We start from the raw sequence: 22,919 nt of genomic DNA on the forward strand, positions 1-22,919 counted from the left end.
ATCTTTTAACTGCCTGATATCTACAGTGATCTAGCAAATTTTCCATACTAAATCACTGTAGCCGTTATTCTATTCCAAAGGGGGAGGAACACGGGCCAATTCTATTGCCTTTTCCTGTTCCTGATCCAGTTTGTCAACATCAAAATCTGCAATGATTTCCTGAAATAATTGATGCCAGTTTAATTTTGCGTTTAATCTTGTAAATAAACTTCCAAGTCCTATTGCAGAACGATCAACCAGAACAAATTCTCGTGGTGGTGTCACTCCCCCAGCCTGTTGAAGCCCTTTATGTACTTTATTGGCCAATTTACGTCCCAAATCCGGATCTGTATCATCTTGTATATAACGGTCTTTATCCTGGGTTAGGGGGGCATAGAGAAAACTTGCCCATTCATTTAGAACAGTCATTGTCTCTTTGGAAATATTTTTAAATCCCCATGAGGTATAGGCCTGATAGGCTAATTCCTCATTGTTAGTTTCTACGGCACGGCAAAGATCAATAACACCCTTGACAAATTTACCCTGAAAAATTCGTATCGAACCGAAATCAAGAAGACACAGTTGATTTTGATGATTGATAAGAAAATTTCCCATATGCGGGTCACCATGAATGACACCATATTGATAAAAAGGAATATACCAGGCTTTAAAGAGTGCGCGGGCAATATTGTTCCGATGAGCCTGATCTAATTCAGGTGTGATCATGGATCTTAGATTCTTGCCCTCTATCCAATCCATGGTTATAAGACGTTCAGTGGAAAGATTTTCAATTACATTTGGTATAACTGTTGTGTCATTATTTTTGAGCATGTAGGAGAAAAGTCTTAAATTGGCCGCTTCTCTTTTATAATCCAGTTCTTCCTGTAAACGTGTAACAAGCTCTTTGTAAACCTCGTCCTGTTTAATTGCATTGTCCAATCGATGGTATAAAGCAATTAATAGACGAAGTTGCTTGAGGTCTGATTCAACAGTGCTAATCATGTCGGGATATTGTAATTTACAGGCAACTTCCCTTCCATCGTGCAATTTTGCCTTGTGGACTTGACCAAGACTGGCTGCGGCGACAGCTTCATGTGAAAATTCGTCAAAAGCGATTTCCCAGTTCGGACCCAATTCTCCCCTCATGCGACGACGGACGAAAGACCATCCCATCGGAGGGGCATTTGATTGTAACTGCGCCAATTCATCGGCATATTCATCAGGCAGGACATTGGGAATGGTACTGATTAATTGCGCCACCTTCATCATGGGGCCTTTGAGATTCCCAAGAATGTTTTTCAACTCTTCTGCATGGGAAGCTTTGTTAATCGGTATTCCCATTTTTTCACCAGCCAACCGTGCGGCAATCCCCCCCACCGCCCGGGTAGAATTGACCATACGTTTCATTCCACTGAATAAACTGGTTTTATCAAGATTATCGTTATTATGCACCATCTAAATTTGTTCCAGTTCATCTATGAAATCATTGATTACATTTAATCCTTTTTGCCAAAAGGCTGGATCAGAGGCATCCAATCCAAAAGGCGCCAAAAGTTCTTTATGACTTTTTGTTCCACCCGCCTTCAGCATTTCAATATAAAGGTCCTGGAAGTCGGGAAACCCTTCCTGATAGACATTATAGAGTGCATTTACCAAACAATCACCAAACGCATAGGCATAAACATAAAAAGGTGTATGGATGAAATGCGGTATATATGTCCAATATGTATTATAGTCTGGTGTAAATTCAAAAGCTGGGCCAAGGCTTTTTTGTTGAGTTTCAAGCCAGAACTGACCAATTTGTTCAGGTAAAAGCTCGTTCTCATGTCTGGCTTCGTGAACCTTGCGTTCAAATTGATAAAATGCAATTTGTCTTACTACTGTGTTTAACATATCCTCAACCTTACGGCTTAGGAGAATATGACGATGTCTGGGATCTGTTTGGTTTTTTAAAAGGCTCTGGAAAGTCAGCATTTCTCCGAATACACTGGCTGTTTCAGCAAGGGTCAGCGGTGTATCAGATAGAATATATCCCTGTTTTGCAGCAAGAATCTGGTGAATTCCGTGCCCCAGCTCATGGGCCAATGTCATGACATCTCGGCTGCGACCATGGTAATTAAGAAGAATATAGGGATGAACCGATGGAACAGTGGGATGGGCAAAGGCACCAGAGGATTTCCCGGTACGTAGTGTGGCATCAATCCATGGACTATGTAAAAACTGATCAATCATTTTGCCCAGCCGAGGATCAAATTCATGATACGCTTGATAAACGATTGTCTTCGCGTCTCTCCAGGGTATAAGTTGATCATGATCTTCCGGTAAGGGAGCATTACGATCCCAATGATGTAATTTGTCCACATCCAGCCATTTTGCTTTTAATAGATAATATCGGTGTGACAGATTTTGATAATTATTGGTAACAGCGGTAACCAGCGCATCAACGACACTGTCTTCAATCTGGTTATCACAATTTCGTTGTGAGTCTGGACGGGGAAAACCACGCCATTGGTCAGAGATTTGCTTATCCTTTGCCAGCGTATTTGTAATAATCGAGAAAAGTCTCAGATTTTTCGAAAATACCGAACTCAATCCCTGGGCTGCATCTTTTCTTTCTTTTGCCTGTGAAGATGATAATTTATTCAAAGCGTCACCTAAAGGGACGGTATTATCTTTTAAGGGGATTTCCAGGGTCGCCAATGTTTCGTCATATAATCTTGACCATGCATTGGCACCCGTAACTGCTTTTTCATGGAAAAGCTTTTCGATTTCATTACTTAACTGATAAGGGCGCAATATACGGATTTTATCAAGAAACGGTTTCCACTGCAGTAATTCGTTGTCCTGCATTTTATTCTTGACATTTTCCTCGCTAAGCTGGTTCAATTCCAGAGTAAAGAAAAGAAACTGCGTGCTTAATCCAGTTATTTTTTCATGGATATCCTGATAAAATTTGGTATTTTGAGGATTGGTCGAATCAGTTGCGAAAATCAGTTGAGCATAAGATCCAATTCTTCCCAATATTTCATTGATTATTTCATAACTTTTAAGAGCCTGGTTTAATTCCTGACTTGATGTCTGGGATAAATTCCCCTTCCATTTTTCAGAAAATTGTGTGATGAGGGTTTGAGCTTTTTGCAGATCATTCTTTAATTCTTGACAATCGGGTGATGGGTACAAATCTGTCAGGTCCCAAGAAGGAAGTTGATCCGATTTTTTCTTTTCGGATTTTAGTGTATCATGATTCGGTTGATCGGTGTGACAAGATGAATTAGACATTGTATCTCTGTTTGATTTAAATGAATGATCTTTTATATAAATGGATTTTATCGAATATTTCAGGCGATGAAAACAGACATTTGTTTTTTTGATCTATGAACTGGGATTGTTCATTTTAGTAGCCCATTTATTATGCTATATAATATAGCAAATACAAAGTCTTAATCTTAAATCAAATATAGAAATCATAACACAATCAGATAATTTCCATGAAAAAACCAAAAAGAAGCGGAACTGTCATTTTTCATCCAGAAAAGATTCCGGCAAAGCCGAAAATGAACAGGTTGGAAATTGTATCGCAATTTCAGCCCTCAGGAGATCAGCCAAACGCCATCAAACAACTTACTGATGGAATTGAGGCTGGAGATCGTGACCAGGTCTTATTGGGTGTAACAGGTTCAGGCAAAACTTTTACCATGGCCAAGGTTATTGAGGCCGTGCAAAAACCAACCTTGATTTTAGCACCCAATAAAACGCTTGCAGCGCAGCTTTATGGAGAAATGAAAGAATTTTTTCCAAATAATGCGGTTGAATATTTTGTCAGTTATTATGATTATTATCAACCGGAAGCCTATGTGCCTCGATCTGACACTTATATAGAAAAAGATAGTCAGATCAATGAACAGATTGACCGTATGCGACATGCGGCCACACAGGCTTTACTAGAACGTAATGATGTTATTATAGTTGGCTCTGTTTCCTGTATTTACGGTATTGGATCTCCAGAAACCTATTCTCATATGGTTGTGCGGGTTGAGGAAGGCGGAGTGATAAATCGTGAGGATTTGCTAAAAGCTTTGGTAGAACAGCAATATCGTAGAAATGATATGGCCTTTCAGCGGGGAACGTTTCGTGTAAGAGGCGAAACAATAGATATTTTTCCCGTTCAAAACGCTGATCGTGCCTGGAGAATTCAGCTCTTTGGGGATGAGGTTGAATCAATTAACGAATTTGATCCTTTGACCGGGGTTAATACAGCAAACTTAAAGTCGATAACTATTTATGCCAATAGTCATTTTGTTACGCCAAGACCAACCTTGAATCAGGCAATTAAAAATATCAAGGTTGAGTTGAAGGAAAGAATTGATCAATTTGTAGCTGAAGGCAAATTGTTGGAGGCCGAACGTATTCAACAGCGTACAACTTTTGATCTTGAAATGATCGAAACAACAGGATTGTGTAAGGGTATTGAGAATTATTCCCGTTATCTTTCAGGACGCAATCCCGGTGAACCTCCACCTACTCTTTTTGAATATCTGCCAGAAGATGCCTTGCTTATCGTGGATGAAAGTCATGTAAGTGTACCTCAGATAGGAGGAATGGAACGGGGGGATTATGCACGTAAAAAAACGCTTTCGGATTTTGGTTTTCGACTCCCTTCTTGTATGGACAATAGGCCACTTAATTTTGCGGAATGGGATTGTTATCGTCCCCAGAGCATTTTTGTCAGTGCGACACCAGGTCCCTGGGAGTTAGAGAAAACAGGAGGCGTGTTTATTGAACAGGTCATACGTCCAACCGGTTTGACTGATCCTGTTACTGATATAAGACCAATTGAATTGCAAGTGGATGATTTATTATCCGAGGCAAATAAGGTCATCAAGAAGGGTGGGCGTGTTCTTGTTACAACGCTAACCAAAAAATGGGCTGAAAAATTAACTGATTATATGAGTGAAGCTGGTATAAAGGTACGTTATCTTCATTCAGATATCGATACTTTGGAGCGTATAGAGATTATAAGGGATTTGCGTTTGGGTGTGATAGATGTTCTGGTAGGGATCAATCTTCTAAGGGAGGGTCTGGATATACCAGAATGTCAATTGGTGGCCATTCTTGATGCTGACAAAGAAGGATTTTTAAGGTCAAGAACCTCTTTGATACAGACGATTGGACGGGCAGCAAGAAATGTTGATGGGCGTGTTTTATTATATGCGGATAAAATGACGGACAGTTTAAAATATGCGATCGAAGAAACTGCAAGACGTCGTGAAAAACAGACACAATGGAATGAAGATCATAATATTACGCCAGCAACGGTAAAAAAGAAAATTGGAGAGATCATTGCTTCTGTTTATGAACAGGATTATGTAACGGTTTCCCCAACAGAATTTTCTGATATTCATTCTTTGGTAGGGAAGGACCTGAAAGGAACCATAGCAGAATTGGAAAAGGAAATGCGTAACGCTGCCACCAATCTTGAGTTTGAAGAGGCTGCTCGTATACGAGATGAAATAAAGAGATTGGAAGATTTAGATATGGGATTAATTTCTGATATTGAACCGACAATCCGTACCAGAGAAGAGGGGAGAACCCTAAAAAGCAATTTTAAACCAAGACCTCTTGGACCTGGTGGGGGAGGCTATGGTCCATCGAGGCGTCAAAGATCAAAGAAACATTAAATAGGGATGCGGGATGCTGGAAATTAAGGCGGGAAATAATAGAATTGGCATATATCCTTCTTTGGGTGGAGCCATAGCATATTGGTTGAGAAAAGATTTATTGATTTTTTATCCAGTCGAGCGTTCGCCCTTGACGAGACATTCTGACCAGATTATTGCAGCCTATCCGATGTTGCCTTATTCTAATCGTATTGCAAACGGTAAATTTAAATTCAATAACAGTGTTTATCAATTAACCCCCAATGCGTCGAACGGAAAGGATTCCATTCATGGTAATGCATGGCAAAGGTCTTGGGATCTTGAATCCTTTACGGAAAATAGTGTTGTTTTAACTTTGAATTATAATCCGGATAAGGGATCTCAAAAGGAATGGCCCTATGCATATTTTGCTAGGTTGAGATATTGTGTTTATGAAAGTGGATTGTTTATACAAATGTCATGTAAAAATACTGATATTTGCAAACAACCCATCGGGATGGGCTTTCATCCCTATTTGCCAAGAAGAAATCTTGTTGAAATTGGTTTTTCGGCACCGTCTGTATGGAACAATGGTCCGGATGGATTGCCAGAGGGTCGCATGTTGAACGAAGATCAATGGAACTTTGATCAAATGCGTATTTTGAAACAAGACGATTTTCTGGATAATTGTTATGTGAACTGGGATCGCGAAGCGTTTATCCGCTGGAAATATAGTAATAGTTTCTTAACGGTTTCTGCCAGCGTTATTTTTCGGCATTTTGTTGTATATACCCCACCAGACCAATCTTTTTTTACTATGGAACCGGCAACTAACATGAATAATGCAATCAATATGCCAGAAATTTCGGATCGCGGCTTGTTTATCTTAAAACCGGGGCAAATTTTAAAAGGCAGGATATTCTATTCCTTTATGGGAATATAGGGATTATTTTATAATTTAGGTTTGTTTATATGTCTTTACCTTATATCACCCCTTGGGGTTATACACGTTTGAAAAAGGAATTATTGCAACTATTGCATGAAGAGCGTCCAAAAATAGTGGAGATTGTTTCATGGGCAGCCGGTAATGGAGATCGATCTGAAAATGGAGATTATCTTTATGGAAAAAAAAGATTGCGTGAGATTGATCGTCGGGTTCGATTTTTATCCAAACGGTTAGAGAACGCACAAATTGTAGACCCCATTGATCAACAGGGAAAAAATCGGGTTTTTTTTGGTGCTACAGTGCGCTATTTAACCGAGGATGATTGTGAGCATAGGGTTACTATTGTTGGAACAGATGAAGCAATTACGGAAAAAGGGCAAATAAGTCTAGTATCCCCTGTAGCTAGGGCATTAATGCGTGCTAGAGTAGGGGATGAAATAAGGTTGCAAACCCCTGTTGGTGAAAAATACCTTGAAATTTTAGAAATCACTTATGATGCAGAGTCAGAATAGAATGGATATTTAAAAATGTTAAAAATCGCGGTACAAATGGATCCTTTGGAAAAGATAAATATTCATGGAGATTCAACATTTGCATTGATGCTCGAGGCACAGGCTCGTGGTTATTCACTTTTTGTTTATTCTGTAAATAGCTTAAGTTTGTTCAATAATGAAAAAAGTAAATATGTAACAGCACGAGGTCGAAAAGTTAATATTCAAAAGGTTACAGGTGATCATGTAAAATTTGGAGAAGTGGAAACCGTGAATCTGGCAGATTTTGACGTGCTGTTGATGCGCCAGGATCCACCTTTTGATATGGGATATATTACTGCCACACATATTCTGGAACGTATTCATGGTGTGGGCAAGGACAAGGTATTTGTTGTAAATAATCCAAAATCCGTTCGAAATTCACCGGAAAAATTAATGGCTACATTTTGGCCTGAATTAATGCCTCCCACGCTTGTTTCCCATGATGTTGAAACAATTCGGATGTTTAGGGAGGAATACAAAGATATTGTTGTTAAACCGTTGTTCGGGAATGGGGGTGTAGGCGTTTTCCGCATTCAGGATGAGGATGAGAATTTTAATGCATTGTTAGAAATGCAGTTTTCAATATCCAATGAACCCCTGATGGTGCAACGTTATGAGCCTTCCGTTAAAAGGGGAGACAAAAGGATCATTTTAGTTGATGGGGAACCTATCGGTGCAATCAATCGAGTTCCGCAAAAAGGAGATATGCGATCCAATATGCATGTTGGGGGAGTGGCGGAGAAAACTCAATTAACTGAACGGGATCTTTATATTTGCTCTAAAATAGGTAAAACCCTGAAAGAGCAGGGGTTGATTTTTGTTGGGATAGATGTATTGGGGGATTACCTAACTGAAATTAATGTCACCTCACCAACAGGGTTACAAGAGCTGGACCGTTTTAATCAAATGAATTCTGCCGCTTGTATCTGGAATATTATTGAATCCTATCTATAATGAAAAAGAATTAAAGATTATTTTTTTTGTCATCACTGGATTGATCAGAATTCGATTTTGAAGGCATTGGCGGTATGGGGTCATCCTTGCCAAATTTATTATCAAACCACTCGTATATTTCACGATGTTTTAGGTAAGTAAAATTATAGCTCCATAGTATGATTGATCCAATCGCGAGGATCCATACCACAATTGTCATTAACATTTTAACGCTTAAGTCCTAATTATATTTATTTAATTTGTTAACAAAATGGAGTATAGACATAATTCGGGAAACAATAAAGAGTGTTCGATGAATTTTGATTATCCAAAGAAAAATTATAAAAAATAATACTTTAATTTTAAGGTAAATAAAAAAAATTTCTATTTTTATGAAATTGGATTATAAAGTGTTATTTTTGTATTATTTTGTTATTTCACCAAATTTGGAGCAATAGCGTGTCTCCTTTACCTCATACTGCCTTAAATGCAGATGCAGTTAAGCTTGCCTATCGTCGCTGGGCCAAGGTTTATGATACTGTTTTTGGTACAGTTTCTTCATTTGGCCGACGATGTGCCGTTGAAAAGGTTAATTCTTTACCGGGGAAAAAAATATTAGAGGTGGGTGTCGGAACTGGCCTGGCTTTACCTTCTTATCATAATGATAAAAGAGTGACGGGTATTGACCTTTCAACCGATATGCTGGAAAAGGCCAAACAGCGTGTGAAAAAAGAAAAAATCGATAATGTTGATGCATTGTTGGAAATGGATGCTGAGGCAACGACTTTTGAAACGGATTCTTTTGACATTGCGGTTGGCATGTTTGTTGCCTCGGTTGTGCCTCATCCAGATCGATTGTTTAAGGAATTACAACGTGTAGTGAAGCCTGGTGGACATATTCTTTTTGTGAATCATTTTATAGCTCAAAAAGGACTCCGGTCATATGTTGAACGAATTATGGCTCCTGCATCCAAGGCATTGGGTTGGCATCCCGATTTTGCCATTCAGTCCTTGTTACCACCAGAAGTGTTAAAAAGGGCTGAAATAAATTCGGTCCCGCCTTTAGGATTATTTACTTTGGTTAGTTTTGAAAGATAGATATACTCTAAAAAAAGTATATTTGTGGAAAATTATTAATGAAAATCAATTATAAAGTAGGAATGAGTGCCATTATTTTGGCTATCTTGGCAGGATTAAGTGGAGGGATCACCGCTTTATATTATCAACTGAATGAATTTCTACCTTTATTATTTCAAATTCATGACCAAACTGCCGCCATCAACATTTTCCAGACTCATGCCAGAATGATGGTTTTTTTTGTCTTACAGCCAGCGTTAATGGTAGCCTTCGGTTCATGGTTCTTTCCTGTTTTAATTGGAAGCAAAAATTTTGCGTTTCCATTAATCAATATCCTTTCAATTATTTTATTATGGACAGGATTTTTCTTTAATTTTTTTTCCTTTTTTAATTCAGAAACTGGATTGATGAGCTTGATAAGCCTGGTATTTTGGTCAATTGGTGCGGTTTTATTTTCAATTAATGTCCTTGTTACTTTTATTAATAATCGTGGGCAGGATATTAAGTTTTACTCAATTCCCCTATTTGCCTGGATGCATGTTATAAGTGCGAGTTTTTTATTGGGAGTGGGATCAATATTATTGGGAATATTAACACGAGATTATTTCAATTATAATATGCAGTTGGATTGGGCGATTTCACAAACTGTAAAAAATTTCGTTTTCCCCATGGTTGTAGTTTTAATCTTGCCATCATTTGGTATCTTATTTCATATTTTTCAGACAATCTCGGAAAAGAAAATCAAATCGGATAAAATTTTATTAATTGGCATTACAACAGCATTCTCTCTTCTATTATTTTTATTTTGGAATAAATCCATATTTACAGAAGTCTACTTTCAGACAGATTCATTTGTGAACATCGAAACTATATTTGCTGTTGGTTTATATGGATTGATATGTGTTTTAAGTATTTTTGCATTGAACTTGTTTAAAACAGGCTTAAAAAACATATCAACGCCTATGCTATGGTCGTTGGGCTGCTTGTTCCTTTTACTTTTTGCCTGGCCATATAAAGGATTAATTCAAGGAATAAATCAGATTCATTCAACTCTAACTTATGCAATTATATTATCAATTTTTGCAGGGTTTTATTTTTGGATGGGTAAAATTTTTGGAAAACAATATTCAGAATCATTGGGAATTTCACATTTTGTGATTACAATGATTGGAATTGTTCTGACATTGAAAATAATCCCATTAGGTAGAAACACAGTTTTTTGGGGTGACATATTTATGGGACTATCCATATTTGTTTTTCAGGGTGTGATTATCAATGCCATATTTTATAACGTGGTTAAACCTGTAGCCAATTATTGGGGTAAAGGTGCAATCACGAATGAATGGAAATTGCCTTCTCCCATGTTTACTGCAAACAAGCAAAACAGATGAGTAAAATTCAGATTGAGAATAATGCTGTCAACCAGCGTATACGCTTCGACCCACTAATTGTTGGAAGCAATGTCAGGGATTGGTTCCTTCTGTTAAAACCGAGGGTTATTTCTTTGGTTGTTTTTACAGGAATTGTCGGCATTATTTTGGCACCTGGATATGCAAACCCTTTTATTTCTTTGATAAGTATTATTTGTATTTGTCTTGCGTCAGGAGGTGCTGGTGCCATTAACATGTGGTACGATCAGGATATTGATCGTGTTATGAACAGGACTATAACCCGTCCTTTGCCCTCGGGGAGGGTTCAATCTTCAGATGCTTTGATTTATGGGGTAACTGTATCCATTATCTCTGTCATCCTTATGTTTCTGGCTACAAATTTTTTTGCAAGTTTTATACTGGCGTTTTCAATATTTTATTATAGTGTGATTTATACAGTTTGGTTAAAAAGATCAACCCCGCAAAATATTGTTATTGGTGGGGCAGCGGGTGCTTTTCCTCCCTTGATAGGTTGGATAAGTGTAACTGGACAGATCCAATTATTCCCAATAATACTGTTTTTGATTGTTTTTTTCTGGACACCTCCCCATTTTTGGTCTTTATCCCTATATGCTTGCAAGGATTATGGACGGGCTGGTATTCCCATGCTTCCAGTTGTGAAAGGGGCCAGACATACACGGTGGCAGATTTTCATATATACTATTTTGTTGGCCATTGTCAGTTTATTGCCTGTGTATTTTCATTTCACGCATAGCGTCTATATGGTGGCAGCGTTGATATTGAATGTCGGATTTATGTTTATGGCCATTTGTGTTTTACTTGAAAAACAGGATCATTCAGGAAAAAGTTTAAGAAGTGATAAAGCGGCAAGATGGTCTTTTCGTTTTTCTTTGATTTATCTCTTCTTTTTATTTTTAGCCTTGATTATAGATCATTATATTTATGATTTATGGGGTGTCTAATATCAATCATGATATATTTTGAAAAAAAAATATCCCTTGAAGAAAGGCAGGAAAAAAAACGCCGTAACATTCAAAGGAATAAAATTTTATTTTATGCATTTTTGGGATTAAGTGGAATTTTATATATTATCACCTTAATCAAAGTTTAAATTATTTCTGTTGTTGGATGGCAGACAATAACCACCAATTATGATCAACCGATCGTACGAAAGTCCAAAGTTCTGTTACAGTTACAGGCTGATTCGGATTACCTTCTACAACGTTTCCGTTATTGTCGGTCGTTATATCGATTAGCGAATAACGCATAGCCACGGTAGCATATTCACGTGTACCTTCTGTCCAAACTTCGGAAAGATCCCCTTGTTCAAATTGTACATTTGAAGTGCTGTTATGCAGACCTTTACTAGCCAAATCGGTAAGTTGCTCATTGAAATAAGACACCATCTCGGGAGTGGCAATTTTTTGCATACTTCCCAAATCCTGATGATTCCAGGCTTCCTGTATTTCGATGAGTCGTTGTTGGAAAACAGTATAATCGTTTTGATTAAGTTGTATATTTGATTCCTTGATATATTCCTTAATCGGATTTATTGAATTATTGTTTCCTTGTCCTTTATTAATGGCAGAATTTTTGCGAAAATAACGGATACCAAACCATACCAGAAGCCCAAGAACTATAATCCATACAAGAGATCCTGATGAATTATGCTTTTTGGGTGTCTGTTGAGACATTGGTGTCGGATGTGATTGCATTGTATTGGGATCTGACGGATTCATGTTCTGATCAGTATTTTGATTGGCATTAGCAGCGGGAGTTTGGGCGTTGGTTTGATGATGACCCATCAACATATCATAGGCAGCCGCTCCGGCAACTCCTCCGGCAACTCCTTTAAGAAAATTTCCTCTTTGCGGAGCTGTTGCGTTATTGGGGGATATCTGTCGCGTAGTTGGAGCTGACGGTGCTACAGGGCGCGCATTAAAACCTGAATTATTAGTTGCTGGAGGTCTCGTCATGGTACGTTGAAAAGATTGTCCTCCATTAGGTGTTATTCTAGTATAGGAAGGTGAGCTGAAGGTTCTGCTTCCCCTGCTACCCATGGAAAACCCTCGTCCTGCTCTTGCTTCAGCTTGATGAGAGGAAGAAATGAGGAGCGGGGGGCTAATCAAAGCAGCACTTAATAAAAATAACAGTGTACGGCTGTGTAAGGTCGCACGTTTCATTTTATTGATCCATCTCTTAAGGTTATGAAATTATTGTCCAGCAATACTGATTTCATCAATCCGTAGAGTTGGACTATTGGTAGTATATCTGAAATCAAGATCGTTTGCGACGTGAAGTTTTGAAAACATGTCCATTAGATTGCCAGCAAGTGTGAATTCCATAATTGGTTCAGCAATTTTTCCATTTCTGATCATAAACCCACTGGCGCCACGACTATAGTCACCCGTGACGATATTGACCGATGAGCCTAAGAGTTCTGTTATGTAAATACCTTCTGAAATATCTTTCATCAATTCTTCGGGGGTTTGTTCGCCAGGCTGAATATACAAATTGGTTGTCGTTGGTGTGGGTGGAGATGATGGACCTCTGGTTGCATGACCGTTGCTTTGCAGACCGAGTTGTTTTGCTGTACGATTGTCTAACAACCAATTGGCTATTTTACCAGAATCAACCAGTTTCAATTCTTCAGGAAACAATCCTTCAGCATCAAAAGGACGAGATGCCAACCCTCTTATTTTGTATGGATTATCAATAATGGTTATATTTTCGGGAAAAACAAATTGTCCCATTTTCTCTTTCAAAAAAGAAGTTCCTTTTGCAATTGCATGACCATTTAATGCACTTGCCAGATGAGAAACAATGCTGTTGGCAACCCGAGGATGAAAAACGACAGATAATATACCTGTTTTGGGTTTGGAGGGATTTAATTTGGCCAACGTTTTACGGGCGGCATTTTCACCGATGATTTTGGGGGACTGTAAATCCTGAAGATGAACAGAGGAATGAAAGTCATAATCTCTTTGCATTTCTGTACCGGTTCCTGCCAGAACACAAACAGCCAGCGAATGAGAGGTACGTTGATAAGATCCAAAAAAACCCTTACTGTTCGCCAAGGTCATAGCTGTCTTGCCATAACTGCAGCTTCCTCCCATACTATTTGTTATTCCTTTTATGGTAATTGCGGCAGTTTCCACGGCTTTGGCTTGCTCAATCATCTGTTTGGTTGATTGTTCTGTAGGGTCATACAGATCTAGCTTTTGCGGTTCAATATAATTTTTTTCTGAGGGTGCGGGCAATTCGGCATAGGGATCCTCTGGCAATATTTTTGCCATTGAAATAGCATGCTCTACCAGCTTTTCCATATTCTGTTGTTGCAAATCAGTTGTTGAGACTGTTGAAACGCGTTTGTTAACTAAAACTCTTAATCCAACTGTTTTTGATTCGGAACGTTCAAGCTCTTCCACCTGACCATTTCTGACCTGCACACCAACGGATGTAGATTCAAGATAGATTGCATCCGCATCGGTCGCCCCTGCCTTTTCAGCCTTTAAAATCAGGTTTTTGATAAAATCTTTATGATCTGTCATTGTGCAAGACTTTCGGTAATACTTGATAGAAATGGAACGTTTTCAATAGGACCCAGCGCTGTTAGCGTGGGAACACGGGTAAAAATGTGTTTTGCAGCTTGGCATATGCCATCAAGGGTGACAGCATCAATGCGTTTGGAAATTTCCTGGGGGGAAATGATCCGGCCATAAATCTGTAAATGACGTGCAAGTTGTTCACAACGGCTGTTAGTGCTTTCCATTGACATTAACAGGGAAGACTTTAATTGAGCCTTGGTGCGTTGTAATTCCTCGGGCTTGATGTATTTTTGAATTTTTTTCAATTCTTGTACAAGAACAGGCATTAATTCCTTGACCTGTTTTTTACCAGTACCTGTATAAATACTGAATATTCCATCATCCTGATGGGTAAGGTTATAAGCGTAGATTGTGTAAACAAGCCCTCTTTTTTCTCGTATTTCCTGAAAAAGACGAGAGGACATTCCGCCACCGAGAATAATAGATAAAAGAATGGAGGCATAATAACATGGATGTTTGAATGTAAATGATGGAAAGCCCAGAATAATATGTGCCTGATCCAAGTGTTTTAATTTTCTGAATTCCCCACCTTTATATAGGGCTGCAACAGGAGAGACTGATTTTTTTTTTGGTAAGTCTTTGAAATATTTGTTTACATACGCAACAATTTTATTGTGTTCAATATTACCAGCTGCAGAGAAAATAATATTTTCCGCATTATAATGTGAATTCATATAGTGTTGCAGATGTTCTTTTTGCAAAGATCTGATAATACTGCTTGTCCCAAGAGTGGGACGTCCCATTGGTTGATCGGGATAAGCGGTTTCCTGGAAATAATCGAAAATAATTTCATCAGGTGTATCATTAACTTGACCGATTTCCTGAAGAATAACACTTCTCTCTTTTTCAAATTCTTCCGCATCAAAAATACTATGGGTCAAGATATCGCCCAGAATATCTGTCCCCAGTTCCACATCATCCTTTAAAAGTTTAAGATAATAGGCTGTAAGTTCGCGGGCGGTAAAGGCATTGATATGTCCACCAACATTTTCAACCGTTTCCGCAATAACGGATGCAGAGCGAGAGTGTGTACCCTTGAAAGCCATATGTTCCAGAAAATGGGATATTCCGTTTTCTTCAGCCTTTTCATATCTTGTCCCGACTGAAACATAAGCTCCCATGGAAACGGTTTCTACATGTTTCATCTGTTCAGTCACAACCAACATGCCGGAAGGAAGACGTGTGATATTTATGGCTTGATTCATAATTATCCTAAAATTAAAAATTATTTTGATAGGCTACAGTGCGGACTGAATTTTCAATCGCTTGTAAATCTGCAGGAAGAATTTGATAGTTTTCTTTTCTTTCATATAAATCCGCCATTGCAAGTGGCAGTGGAGGAAGAATTCCTGTTGCCTGTTTAATCGCATCAGGGAATTTGGCCGGGTGAGCTGTTGCAACAGTTACCATAGGGACATCTTTTTCAAGATATTTTTGTGCGGTTATTATTCCGATTGCAGTATGTGGGTCTGCAAGATACAGTGAATCTTTGAAAATTTTTGTAATGGCTTTTTTCGTTTCTTCATTATTCAGTGACATTCCCTTAAAATTCTGCGTCGCTTTTGTCCAGGATTGTTCAGGAATATTCATTTTTCCATCCTTGCGGAAATTTTGCATGATTTGACAGCATTGCGCTGCATCACGATCAAGCAATTCAAAAAGCAACCGTTCAAAATTCGAAGAAATCTGGATATCCATTGAGGGAGATAAACTCGGTTTTACCTCTTGTATACTCATGTCATTATTTAATAAAAAGCGTGTTAGGATATCATTATGATTGGAGGCGACTCCTAAAAATCTAATGGGGAGTCCCATTTTCTTTGCCGTCCATGCAGCAAGTATATTTCCGAAATTTCCTGTTGGGACAGTAAAGGAAATCTCACGGTCAGGAGCGCCTAAACATAGTGCCGCATAAATATAATAGGGAATTTGTGCGGCGATACGCCCCCAATTAATGGAATTTATGGCAGATAAATGCATTTCTTTACGGAATGGCATGTCCGCAAACATGGACTTGACTAAATCCTGGCAATCATCAAAGGAACCTTTAATGGCAATATTATTGATATTGGGTGAAAGGACGGTTGTCATTTGACGACGCTGAACTTCTGAAGTGCGTCCATAGGGATGTAAAATAGTGACCGTAAGGTATTTACTGTCCTTAAAAGCCTCTATTGCTGCAGAGCCTGTATCGCCTGAGGTCGCACCTACAATTGTGATATGCTCCTCTCGTTGGCTGAGAACATAATCAAACAGGCGTCCCAAAAGCTGCATGGCCATATCTTTAAAAGCCAGGGTGGGACCATGAAAGAGTTCCTGAACAAAAAGGTTGTGTTCGAGCTGAACCAAGGGGACAATTGCTTTATGGTTAAAGCTTGCGTAGGATTGTTTGCATAAATCCAAAAGGATGGGAGCAGGTATATCATCCCCTGTAAATAAACCAATAATTTTTGCGGCAAGTTCTGAATAATCAAGCTTTCTCAATTCCCTAAGATCATTATGGGAAAGGTGTGGCCAGGTTTCAGGGATATATAAGCCTCCATCTTCTGCAAGACCCGTAAGGAGCGTATGAGAAAAATTTAAAATTGGGGCTTGTCCCCGTGTGGATATGTAACGCATGGTAACCTGTTTTTTAGATAGAGTTATTTTAAGGGTGGAAGGTCAATTTTGTAAATCGTCAAAGGCCATTTAATCGTTGAATGATTATTATGATCCAGTGCCGAATGATGGATAAACTGATTTACAGGAGTATATAGGGTTTTATCCTGTAGAACAAAAGGATGAGCGGGCCATTGCAGGCGGGGATCCGTAACAATTCTATTTAAAATGCGTCCCTGGGTAAAACGATAGATACTGTTTGTGGAGATGTCAGTAAAATAAAGATTGCCTTCATTATCACATGTGATCCCACCTGAAGAGGGAGTTTCAAGCCATAAAATCATCGCTTCATTTAATTCGGATTCCGAATATGTAGGATCATTGAGATACATGGTGTCGATACGATAAAGTGGTCCACTGACAGCCTGATAATAAAGTCTTTTTCCGTCGGGGGTGATTGCGATTTGGTTAACATTGAAAAAAGAATTCTGATCGCTACTTGGACGTATAAGATTATGATTGACGATAATGGGTTGTCGAGAATATAGGCTGGATGAATTGCTTAAGACACGTCTGGCTTGATTATTGTTTAAATCCATAATAATCAAGGCGGGGGCACCTTTATCTGCAAAATAAGCATGATGGTCGTGGACAGCCAACGCATTAAAAACCGATTTAGGCAAAATGACAGAGGAAGGAATGGGATAGGTATCAACAACCTTATTGGTTTTTGTATCTATCTTAATTATTTTAATGCCTTTTTTATTTGGCTTGTTCCCGAATTTATCGATACCATTATCAATGATCCATAGATAACCATCAGGTGTTAAGGTCATTCCAGACAATCCAACAAATGCGTTTGAGGGATCAAGGTTGGATGTCTTGTTCCAGTCATTCCATTGACCTCCCGGATATGGAGTAACTGAATTATCAGCGTTTATAGTTGCCAGAGAAGGGCCTGAATCTCTATTGTAATTGAAAAATTGAACAAAAATTCTTTTTTCCGTATCAACCGCAATATAATTTGGAATATATTGATTAACAGTTGCAACGCTTTGTAACGCATTGGATGGTAATAGAGAGGGTTGATCTAATTTTTGCTTTGCCATACCCTTGTCAAAAGAGACGAACACAACCATCAGGATCATGGACAGGGCAATGAAACAATATTTTAAAATGCTCATGATGAATATTCTATTACCAGTTAATTTTTGTTTATTTATAAGTTAAAATCAAAGATTATGATAGAGACTAACCTTATTTAATACTGTTATTCTCATAATAGAATAAAAAAAATGTATAACGCACGAAATTTTAAACCAAAAATTTGTATTGATTAATTTTTGACCATTCTTCTGTTTATAAAGTGACATTTGTTTATGACAAATTATAAGCTGTTGATAAAATTGGGTATGGATTACATATCCGAGGGAAAATTTCAAGAAGCGGATCAAGCTTTCTTTGAAATTTTAGAAAGCAATCCTGATGAACCTGATGCATTATATGGGCGCGCACTTGTTTTTTATATGGCCAAAAGGTTTGATCTATCCATAGGTTTCGCAGGTAGGGCCGTCCAACTTTTGTCCAAACCTGAATATTATGTAATTCTTGGGAAAGCGCTGCATTGTCAGGGTCATTTAAATGAGGCTAAATCAGCTTTAAAAAGTGCAATTATTTTACAACCATCCGATGATCGGGCATTAAACGCCATAGCAAGAGTTTATAACGATTTAGATGATTATACACGTGCCGAACAGGCATTTAAGCAGGCGGTTGAATTACAACAGAAGACATTCAATTATTGGAATGATTTGATCGATTTTTATTGGGATCGGCATTTTTATGAAACAGCTTTGTCGGTTGCACAGGAATCTGTCAGGAATAATCCAGGAGAAATAGATTTTCTATTTAAACTTGCATTGGTTTTGCAGGCGTTAAATTTGTTGGATGAAGCTGTTATTGTTTATAAGAAAATTATTCATTTAAAACATGATGAGTACGGTGCCTATGCTAATTTAGGGGGGATATTATTTCAATTAAATCAAATTGATGAAGCCAAACATTATTTGGAAAAAGCATTTGATAAGCAGAATGACAATTCAGAATGTCAGGTTAATTTGTCCCTTGTTTATATGGCAGAGGGATCATTGCTGAAATCTCTAAAGTTACTGAAGAAGGTTTATGACAAATTTCCGGCAGATCTGAAAATAGGCTTGAATTTAGGTACGTTATTTTTTGAATTAGGAATGATTGACGAGGCTGAAAAACTGTATATTAGATTGTTTCATGATGATGATTTACATTTTTTGTCAGAGGAAGATCAGAACAGAATAAAATATAATTTGTCATCGATATTATTGGCTAAGTGTCAATTTAAAGAAGGCTGGAGACTTATGGAATCTCGTCATTCTTTACTTGAAATTGCTCCAGAATATTCTGATATACCTTTTTGGGACGGGAAAGTGCTAAAAGGCACATTGCTGATAAGATCAGAACAGGGATTGGGGGATATTCTTCAGTTTATCCGGTATCTACCATATTTAGATAAAAACCTTTCTATAATTTTGGAAGTTCCTTTACCAGTATATCGATTGGTTGGATTGGTTATTGTTCAACAAGAATTAAATAATATTTGTAAAGTTATTGTAAAAAGGGAGGAAATTAATCAGCCAATTGATTTCCAGGCAAGATTAATGAGTTTGCCCTATTTGTTAGATATCAATTCCATTCCAATTATGCCTACAGTTATTCTTGATAAAACAAGTGAAATAGTTTTGCATGAAAACAAATTTCATGTTGGAATTTGTTGGGCAGGCAGTCCGGATTATCGATTTGACCGGATAAGGTCTATATCTTTTAAATTATTATCAACGTTATTTTCAATTCAACATGTGATTTTTCAATCTTTACAAATTAATTTTTCTCAGAAATTACTTGATAAATATAAAATATTGACTTTACCACAGGGTGATTTACTTGATACAGCCATAATTATGAAGAAAATGGACTTGATCATAACAGTTGATACTGTAATAGCGCATCTTGCCGGTATTTTAGGTAAAGAGACCTGGCTTTTAAACCGTTATGGTGGGGACTGGCGATGGTACAATCAAAGTCCCGATATACCAAAAAAGAATTTGTGGTATCCAACTTTGACATTATTTAAACAAGAAAAAGCGGGGAATGGGGAAGAGAGCTGGCAAGTTGTCATTGATAAGGTAAAACTTGCATTGGAAAAAAAAGTAAGTAAATTTATAAATTGATATTTTCTGACTGAGGTTGATGTTGTGTTACCTTAGATTTTTCAGATTGTTGACCAGTAATTTTTTCTTCAGCTTGGTATAGTTTTTGAAGAATAGCGTCTCTTATGAGAGATAATTTGGTTTTATCTTGAATTTTTAGACCAAACGCGTCTTTAACATAGAAAACATCCACAGCTCTAATACCATAAGTTGTAATATGGGCGGAACTTATCTGTAGATTTTGTTCCTTAATAGTCTTTGTCACATCATAAAGTAAACCAATCCGGTCACGTCCATTAATTTCAATGACGGTAAAACTGTTAGAAGCCTGATTATCTATAACAACACGGGGAGGGACATGAATTGCCCGCATACGTCTTCCATATAACAGGTGATGGGAATAATTATATATGCATTGTTCTATGTCTGTTTTCTGCTCGAGAGTTGAATGAATTAATTCCTCAACTCTTTTCAGGCGGTGGGGTTCATCAAAAACATCTTTGGAGGCATTTTGTATCCAGAATGTATCCAGAATCATGCCATTTGTGAGGGTGTGAATTCGTGCATCCACAATGGATGCCCCAGCAATCGATAGGGCACCTGCGATTTTTGAAAATAAACCGGAGTGATCCTGTGTATAGATGGTGACTTCTGTGACACCACGGTCATGAATGGGATGGGTATGGACCGTTAGGGGGGAGCTTGATTGATTCGCTTTTGTAATTATTTCCGCGTGGCGCAAATATGTGTCTTGATCAAAAGATAGCCAATAACTAGCATATCCCAGCTTGATAAAATCATCAATTTCCCATGAATTGAATTCTTTGCTATTCAACAGGTTGGTGATATTATCTTTACTCTGGTGGACTCGGGTATCTTGTTCAGCAGTTGCAAGACTTCCTTCTAAAACCTCGGATATTCGGTTGTAAAGTTCGACTAAAAGGGTGGCTTTCCATGCATTCCAAACTTTATCGTTAACGGCACGAATATCAGAAACGGTTAGTAAAAATAATAAACGAAGACGTTCTGGAGATTGAATGGTATCAACCAGATCCAAAATTGTTTTTGGGTCATCGATATCGCGTTGAAATGCAGTACTGCTTAAAAGCAGGTGATGAAGGATAAGCCAGGAAACGGTATCTGATTCATCGGCTGACATATGCAATCTTGCACAAATATTAACCGCCATTTGAGAACCAAGTTCAGAATGATCTGAACCTTTGCCTTTGCCTGAATCATGAAGAAGGGTGGCAAGATATAATGCCCGTCGTGACTGTAATCCCTGAATGAGTTTGTAGGCAAAATGCAAATCCTCGGGATAATATCCTGCTTCGAGTAGCGCCAAAAGTTTGACAGCTTCAATACTATGTTGATCAACGGTAAATACATGATAGGTATCAAATTGCATCTGTCCCACCATATGACGCCATTCAGGAATGAACTGACCCAATACACCTGTTGTATTAAGGATTTGCAGCCAATGAAAATTATATTGTTCGTCCGAGACTGGGTCAAACGGAACAGCTATCTGACGTTCATTTTTATTCTGGCTTAGACGTTTATAGCGTGCCTTTGAAGTAAGTACTTTTGGTATATCGCATAACAGATCAAGGAAAATGTGGGAAGCCTCTTTGTCCCCACGTAATAGGTTGGTCTGTCGTTCCGCTCTGATCATTTGATGAATTGCCAGAGGATGAATGGCACGTTTTTGGGTCTGGGCAATCTTAAGCATCCGCATCATGTAAATGGGCTGATTGTCAAATGAAATTTTTGGCGTTGGAAAAAGCTGGTTTTCTAAAAGGGCAAAACCGGTATGTTCAAGAAATTTATTGTTTTGGTAATCGGTTATTTTGAGCCGTTGGGCATGAAGATATAAAGCCGCCTCGATAACATAGGTTAAACGCGTTATTTCGCGGGCCGTAAGAAAATAATGTCGCATAAATCGTTCAACACCGACTTGTTGTCCATGTCGTGTGTATCCCATCCTCCCCCCAATGATGGGCTGCATATCAAAAGTCAATCGGTCTTCAGCTCGTCCTGCGATATAATGCAACTGAAAACGAACTGTCCATAAAAAATTATGCGCTCTCCTTAAACGTCGAACCTCTTGTTCATTCAGTACATTCAAGGATCCGATATATGGATTGATAAAGATATTGTCCTGCTGATTTAACCCGAGGATATAGCGGCATTCCCAATGAATTGTCTGTAAGTCTCTTAGCCCTCCCAAACCTTCTTTGATATTAGGTTCAACTAGATATGGAGTTTCTCCAAATTTTTTGTACCTGTTTTTTTTCTCTTTACGCTTTTCCTGAATATAACGAACATCACCCACGGTTTCATGGGTCCTTTTGAATTCAATACTAAATTGGTTGAAAAGTTTCTGATCTCCGCTTACAAAACGTGAATCAAGTAAAGTGGTCAAAATGGTTATGTCTTTTTGTGCTGTTGAAAGACATTCCGAAATGGAACGTGTGGCATGACCAACTTTTAACCCTAAATCCCAAAGAAAATATAAAAATTGTTCAATCGTATTGAGCAGATTGCTTGAGGGACGCTCAGACGTTAAAAAAAGAAGGTCAATATCACTGAACGGGGCAAGGGCCTTTCTTCCATATCCACCTGTCGCGACCAATGCTATGGAATGTGTGGCGATATCTGTGGAAGGTAAGGTTTTATAGATAAAATCAAATATAACGGTAATTAAACCGTCAATATATTCGGCCAGTTCCGTGGCGGCTTTCAGTCCTGGAATTTTGGATATCTCAAATTCGGATTGAATTTGTGTCTGGATGCGCCCGAGATGACGTCTGAAAATCTGAAGCAATTCCTCTCTGGATAAATCTGGATTATTATTTAAAATCTTTTGAACGTAATTGCGAAGAGATTCTGTCGCTTTTTCAGGGTTAGAAGAGAAATTAAGTAAAGATTGCTTCAATTTATTTAACCAATTTCATAATAGAATAAAGGGCATTT

General features: G+C 38.1%; 17 protein-coding genes. 8 read left to right on the plus strand and 9 right to left on the minus strand.

The features are described from left to right. Positions 1 to 69: 69 nt before the first annotated feature. Both H3T57_RS02005 and H3T57_RS02010 read right to left on the minus strand, forming a co-directional pair. Complete coding sequence (locus H3T57_RS02005; RefSeq protein WP_198192913.1) at positions 70 to 1,434, minus strand: AarF/ABC1/UbiB kinase family protein; 1,365 nt, start codon at positions 1,432 to 1,434, stop codon at positions 70 to 72. After that, positions 1,435 to 3,258, minus strand: coding sequence for a M3 family oligoendopeptidase (locus tag H3T57_RS02010; RefSeq protein WP_198192915.1), 1,824 nt, complete (start codon positions 3,256 to 3,258; stop codon positions 1,435 to 1,437). Between the two features lie 209 nt (positions 3,259 to 3,467). On the opposite strand from H3T57_RS02010, the gene uvrB reads away from it, so the two are divergent. Genes uvrB through gshB form a run of 4 tightly spaced genes read left to right on the plus strand, consistent with a single transcriptional unit; the run spans position 3,468 to position 8,048 of the window. After that, a complete protein-coding gene (gene uvrB, locus H3T57_RS02015) occupies positions 3,468 to 5,657 on the plus strand; it encodes an excinuclease ABC subunit UvrB (RefSeq protein WP_283949367.1) in 2,190 nt (729 codons plus the stop codon). Positions 5,658 to 5,670: 13 nt separating this feature from the next. Further along, a complete protein-coding gene (locus H3T57_RS02020) occupies positions 5,671 to 6,558 on the plus strand; it encodes an aldose 1-epimerase (protein ID WP_110438228.1) in 888 nt (295 codons plus the stop codon). A gap of 29 nt (positions 6,559 to 6,587) precedes the next feature. Beyond that, positions 6,588 to 7,073 carry a transcription elongation factor GreB gene (gene greB, locus H3T57_RS02025; RefSeq protein WP_198192922.1) on the plus strand — a complete coding sequence of 162 codons (486 nt, stop codon included), beginning with the start codon at positions 6,588 to 6,590 and terminating at the stop codon, positions 7,071 to 7,073. A 15-nt stretch (positions 7,074 to 7,088) separates the two neighbouring features. Then, positions 7,089 to 8,048, plus strand: coding sequence for a glutathione synthase (gshB, locus tag H3T57_RS02030; protein ID WP_198192924.1), 960 nt, complete (start codon positions 7,089 to 7,091; stop codon positions 8,046 to 8,048). A gap of 10 nt (positions 8,049 to 8,058) precedes the next feature. Here the strand turns inward: gshB and H3T57_RS02035 are convergent, their stop codons facing one another. Continuing rightward, positions 8,059 to 8,247: a hypothetical protein gene (locus tag H3T57_RS02035; protein WP_155565638.1), complete on the minus strand. Its 189-nt coding sequence runs from the start codon at positions 8,245 to 8,247 to the stop codon at positions 8,059 to 8,061. A 203-nt stretch (positions 8,248 to 8,450) separates the two neighbouring features. On the opposite strand from H3T57_RS02035, the gene H3T57_RS02040 reads away from it, so the two are divergent. Genes H3T57_RS02040 through H3T57_RS02050 form a run of 3 tightly spaced genes read left to right on the plus strand, consistent with a single transcriptional unit; the run spans position 8,451 to position 11,457 of the window. Continuing rightward, positions 8,451 to 9,125 carry a class I SAM-dependent methyltransferase gene (locus H3T57_RS02040; RefSeq protein WP_370533610.1) on the plus strand — a complete coding sequence of 225 codons (675 nt, stop codon included), beginning with the start codon at positions 8,451 to 8,453 and terminating at the stop codon, positions 9,123 to 9,125. 38 nt (positions 9,126 to 9,163) lie between these two features. Beyond that, positions 9,164 to 10,495 carry a cbb3-type cytochrome c oxidase subunit I gene (locus H3T57_RS02045; RefSeq protein WP_198192928.1) on the plus strand — a complete coding sequence of 444 codons (1,332 nt, stop codon included), beginning with the start codon at positions 9,164 to 9,166 and terminating at the stop codon, positions 10,493 to 10,495. Beyond that, complete coding sequence (locus H3T57_RS02050) at positions 10,492 to 11,457, plus strand: heme o synthase (protein ID WP_155565948.1); 966 nt, start codon at positions 10,492 to 10,494, stop codon at positions 11,455 to 11,457. Before H3T57_RS02045 ends, H3T57_RS02050 begins: the two co-directional genes overlap by 4 nt. Before the next feature lie 150 nt (positions 11,458 to 11,607). Here the strand turns inward: H3T57_RS02050 and H3T57_RS02055 are convergent, their stop codons facing one another. Genes H3T57_RS02055 through H3T57_RS02075 form a run of 5 tightly spaced genes read right to left on the minus strand, consistent with a single transcriptional unit; the run spans position 11,608 to position 17,885 of the window. Further along, complete coding sequence (locus H3T57_RS02055; RefSeq protein ID WP_230882850.1) at positions 11,608 to 12,678, minus strand: TIM44-like domain-containing protein; 1,071 nt, start codon at positions 12,676 to 12,678, stop codon at positions 11,608 to 11,610. Positions 12,679 to 12,708: 30 nt separating this feature from the next. Then, positions 12,709 to 14,046 (minus strand): TldD/PmbA family protein, encoded by a 1,338-nt coding sequence (locus H3T57_RS02060; RefSeq protein WP_198192931.1) that lies wholly within the window; start codon positions 14,044 to 14,046, stop codon positions 12,709 to 12,711. Then, positions 14,043 to 15,308, minus strand: a complete 1,266-nt coding sequence (locus H3T57_RS02065; protein ID WP_198192934.1) for a pitrilysin family protein — start codon at positions 15,306 to 15,308, stop codon at positions 14,043 to 14,045. The genes H3T57_RS02060 and H3T57_RS02065 overlap by 4 nt, the downstream gene beginning before the upstream one ends. 13 nt (positions 15,309 to 15,321) lie before the next feature. Beyond that, the gene (thrC, locus tag H3T57_RS02070) at positions 15,322 to 16,722 is read right to left on the minus strand and encodes a threonine synthase (protein ID WP_198192937.1); all 1,401 of its coding nucleotides are present in this window, start codon (positions 16,720 to 16,722) and stop codon (positions 15,322 to 15,324) included. 23 nt (positions 16,723 to 16,745) lie between these two features. Continuing rightward, positions 16,746 to 17,885, minus strand: coding sequence for an L-dopachrome tautomerase-related protein (locus H3T57_RS02075; RefSeq protein ID WP_198192939.1), 1,140 nt, complete (start codon positions 17,883 to 17,885; stop codon positions 16,746 to 16,748). A 195-nt stretch (positions 17,886 to 18,080) separates the two neighbouring features. Here H3T57_RS02075 and H3T57_RS02080 point away from each other — a divergent pair, with 195 nt between their 5' ends. Continuing rightward, complete coding sequence (locus H3T57_RS02080; RefSeq protein ID WP_198192941.1) at positions 18,081 to 19,964, plus strand: tetratricopeptide repeat protein; 1,884 nt, start codon at positions 18,081 to 18,083, stop codon at positions 19,962 to 19,964. Here H3T57_RS02080 and H3T57_RS02085 read toward each other — a convergent pair. Then, complete coding sequence (locus H3T57_RS02085; protein WP_198192950.1) at positions 19,954 to 22,881, minus strand: [protein-PII] uridylyltransferase; 2,928 nt, start codon at positions 22,879 to 22,881, stop codon at positions 19,954 to 19,956. The two genes, H3T57_RS02080 and H3T57_RS02085, sit on opposite strands and share 11 nt — an antisense overlap. Positions 22,882 to 22,919: the final 38 nt, after the last annotated feature.

The organism is Commensalibacter sp. W6292M3 (assembly GCF_016101315.1).
In the GTDB taxonomy this organism is placed as follows: Bacteria; Pseudomonadota; Alphaproteobacteria; order Acetobacterales; family Acetobacteraceae; genus Commensalibacter; species Commensalibacter melissae.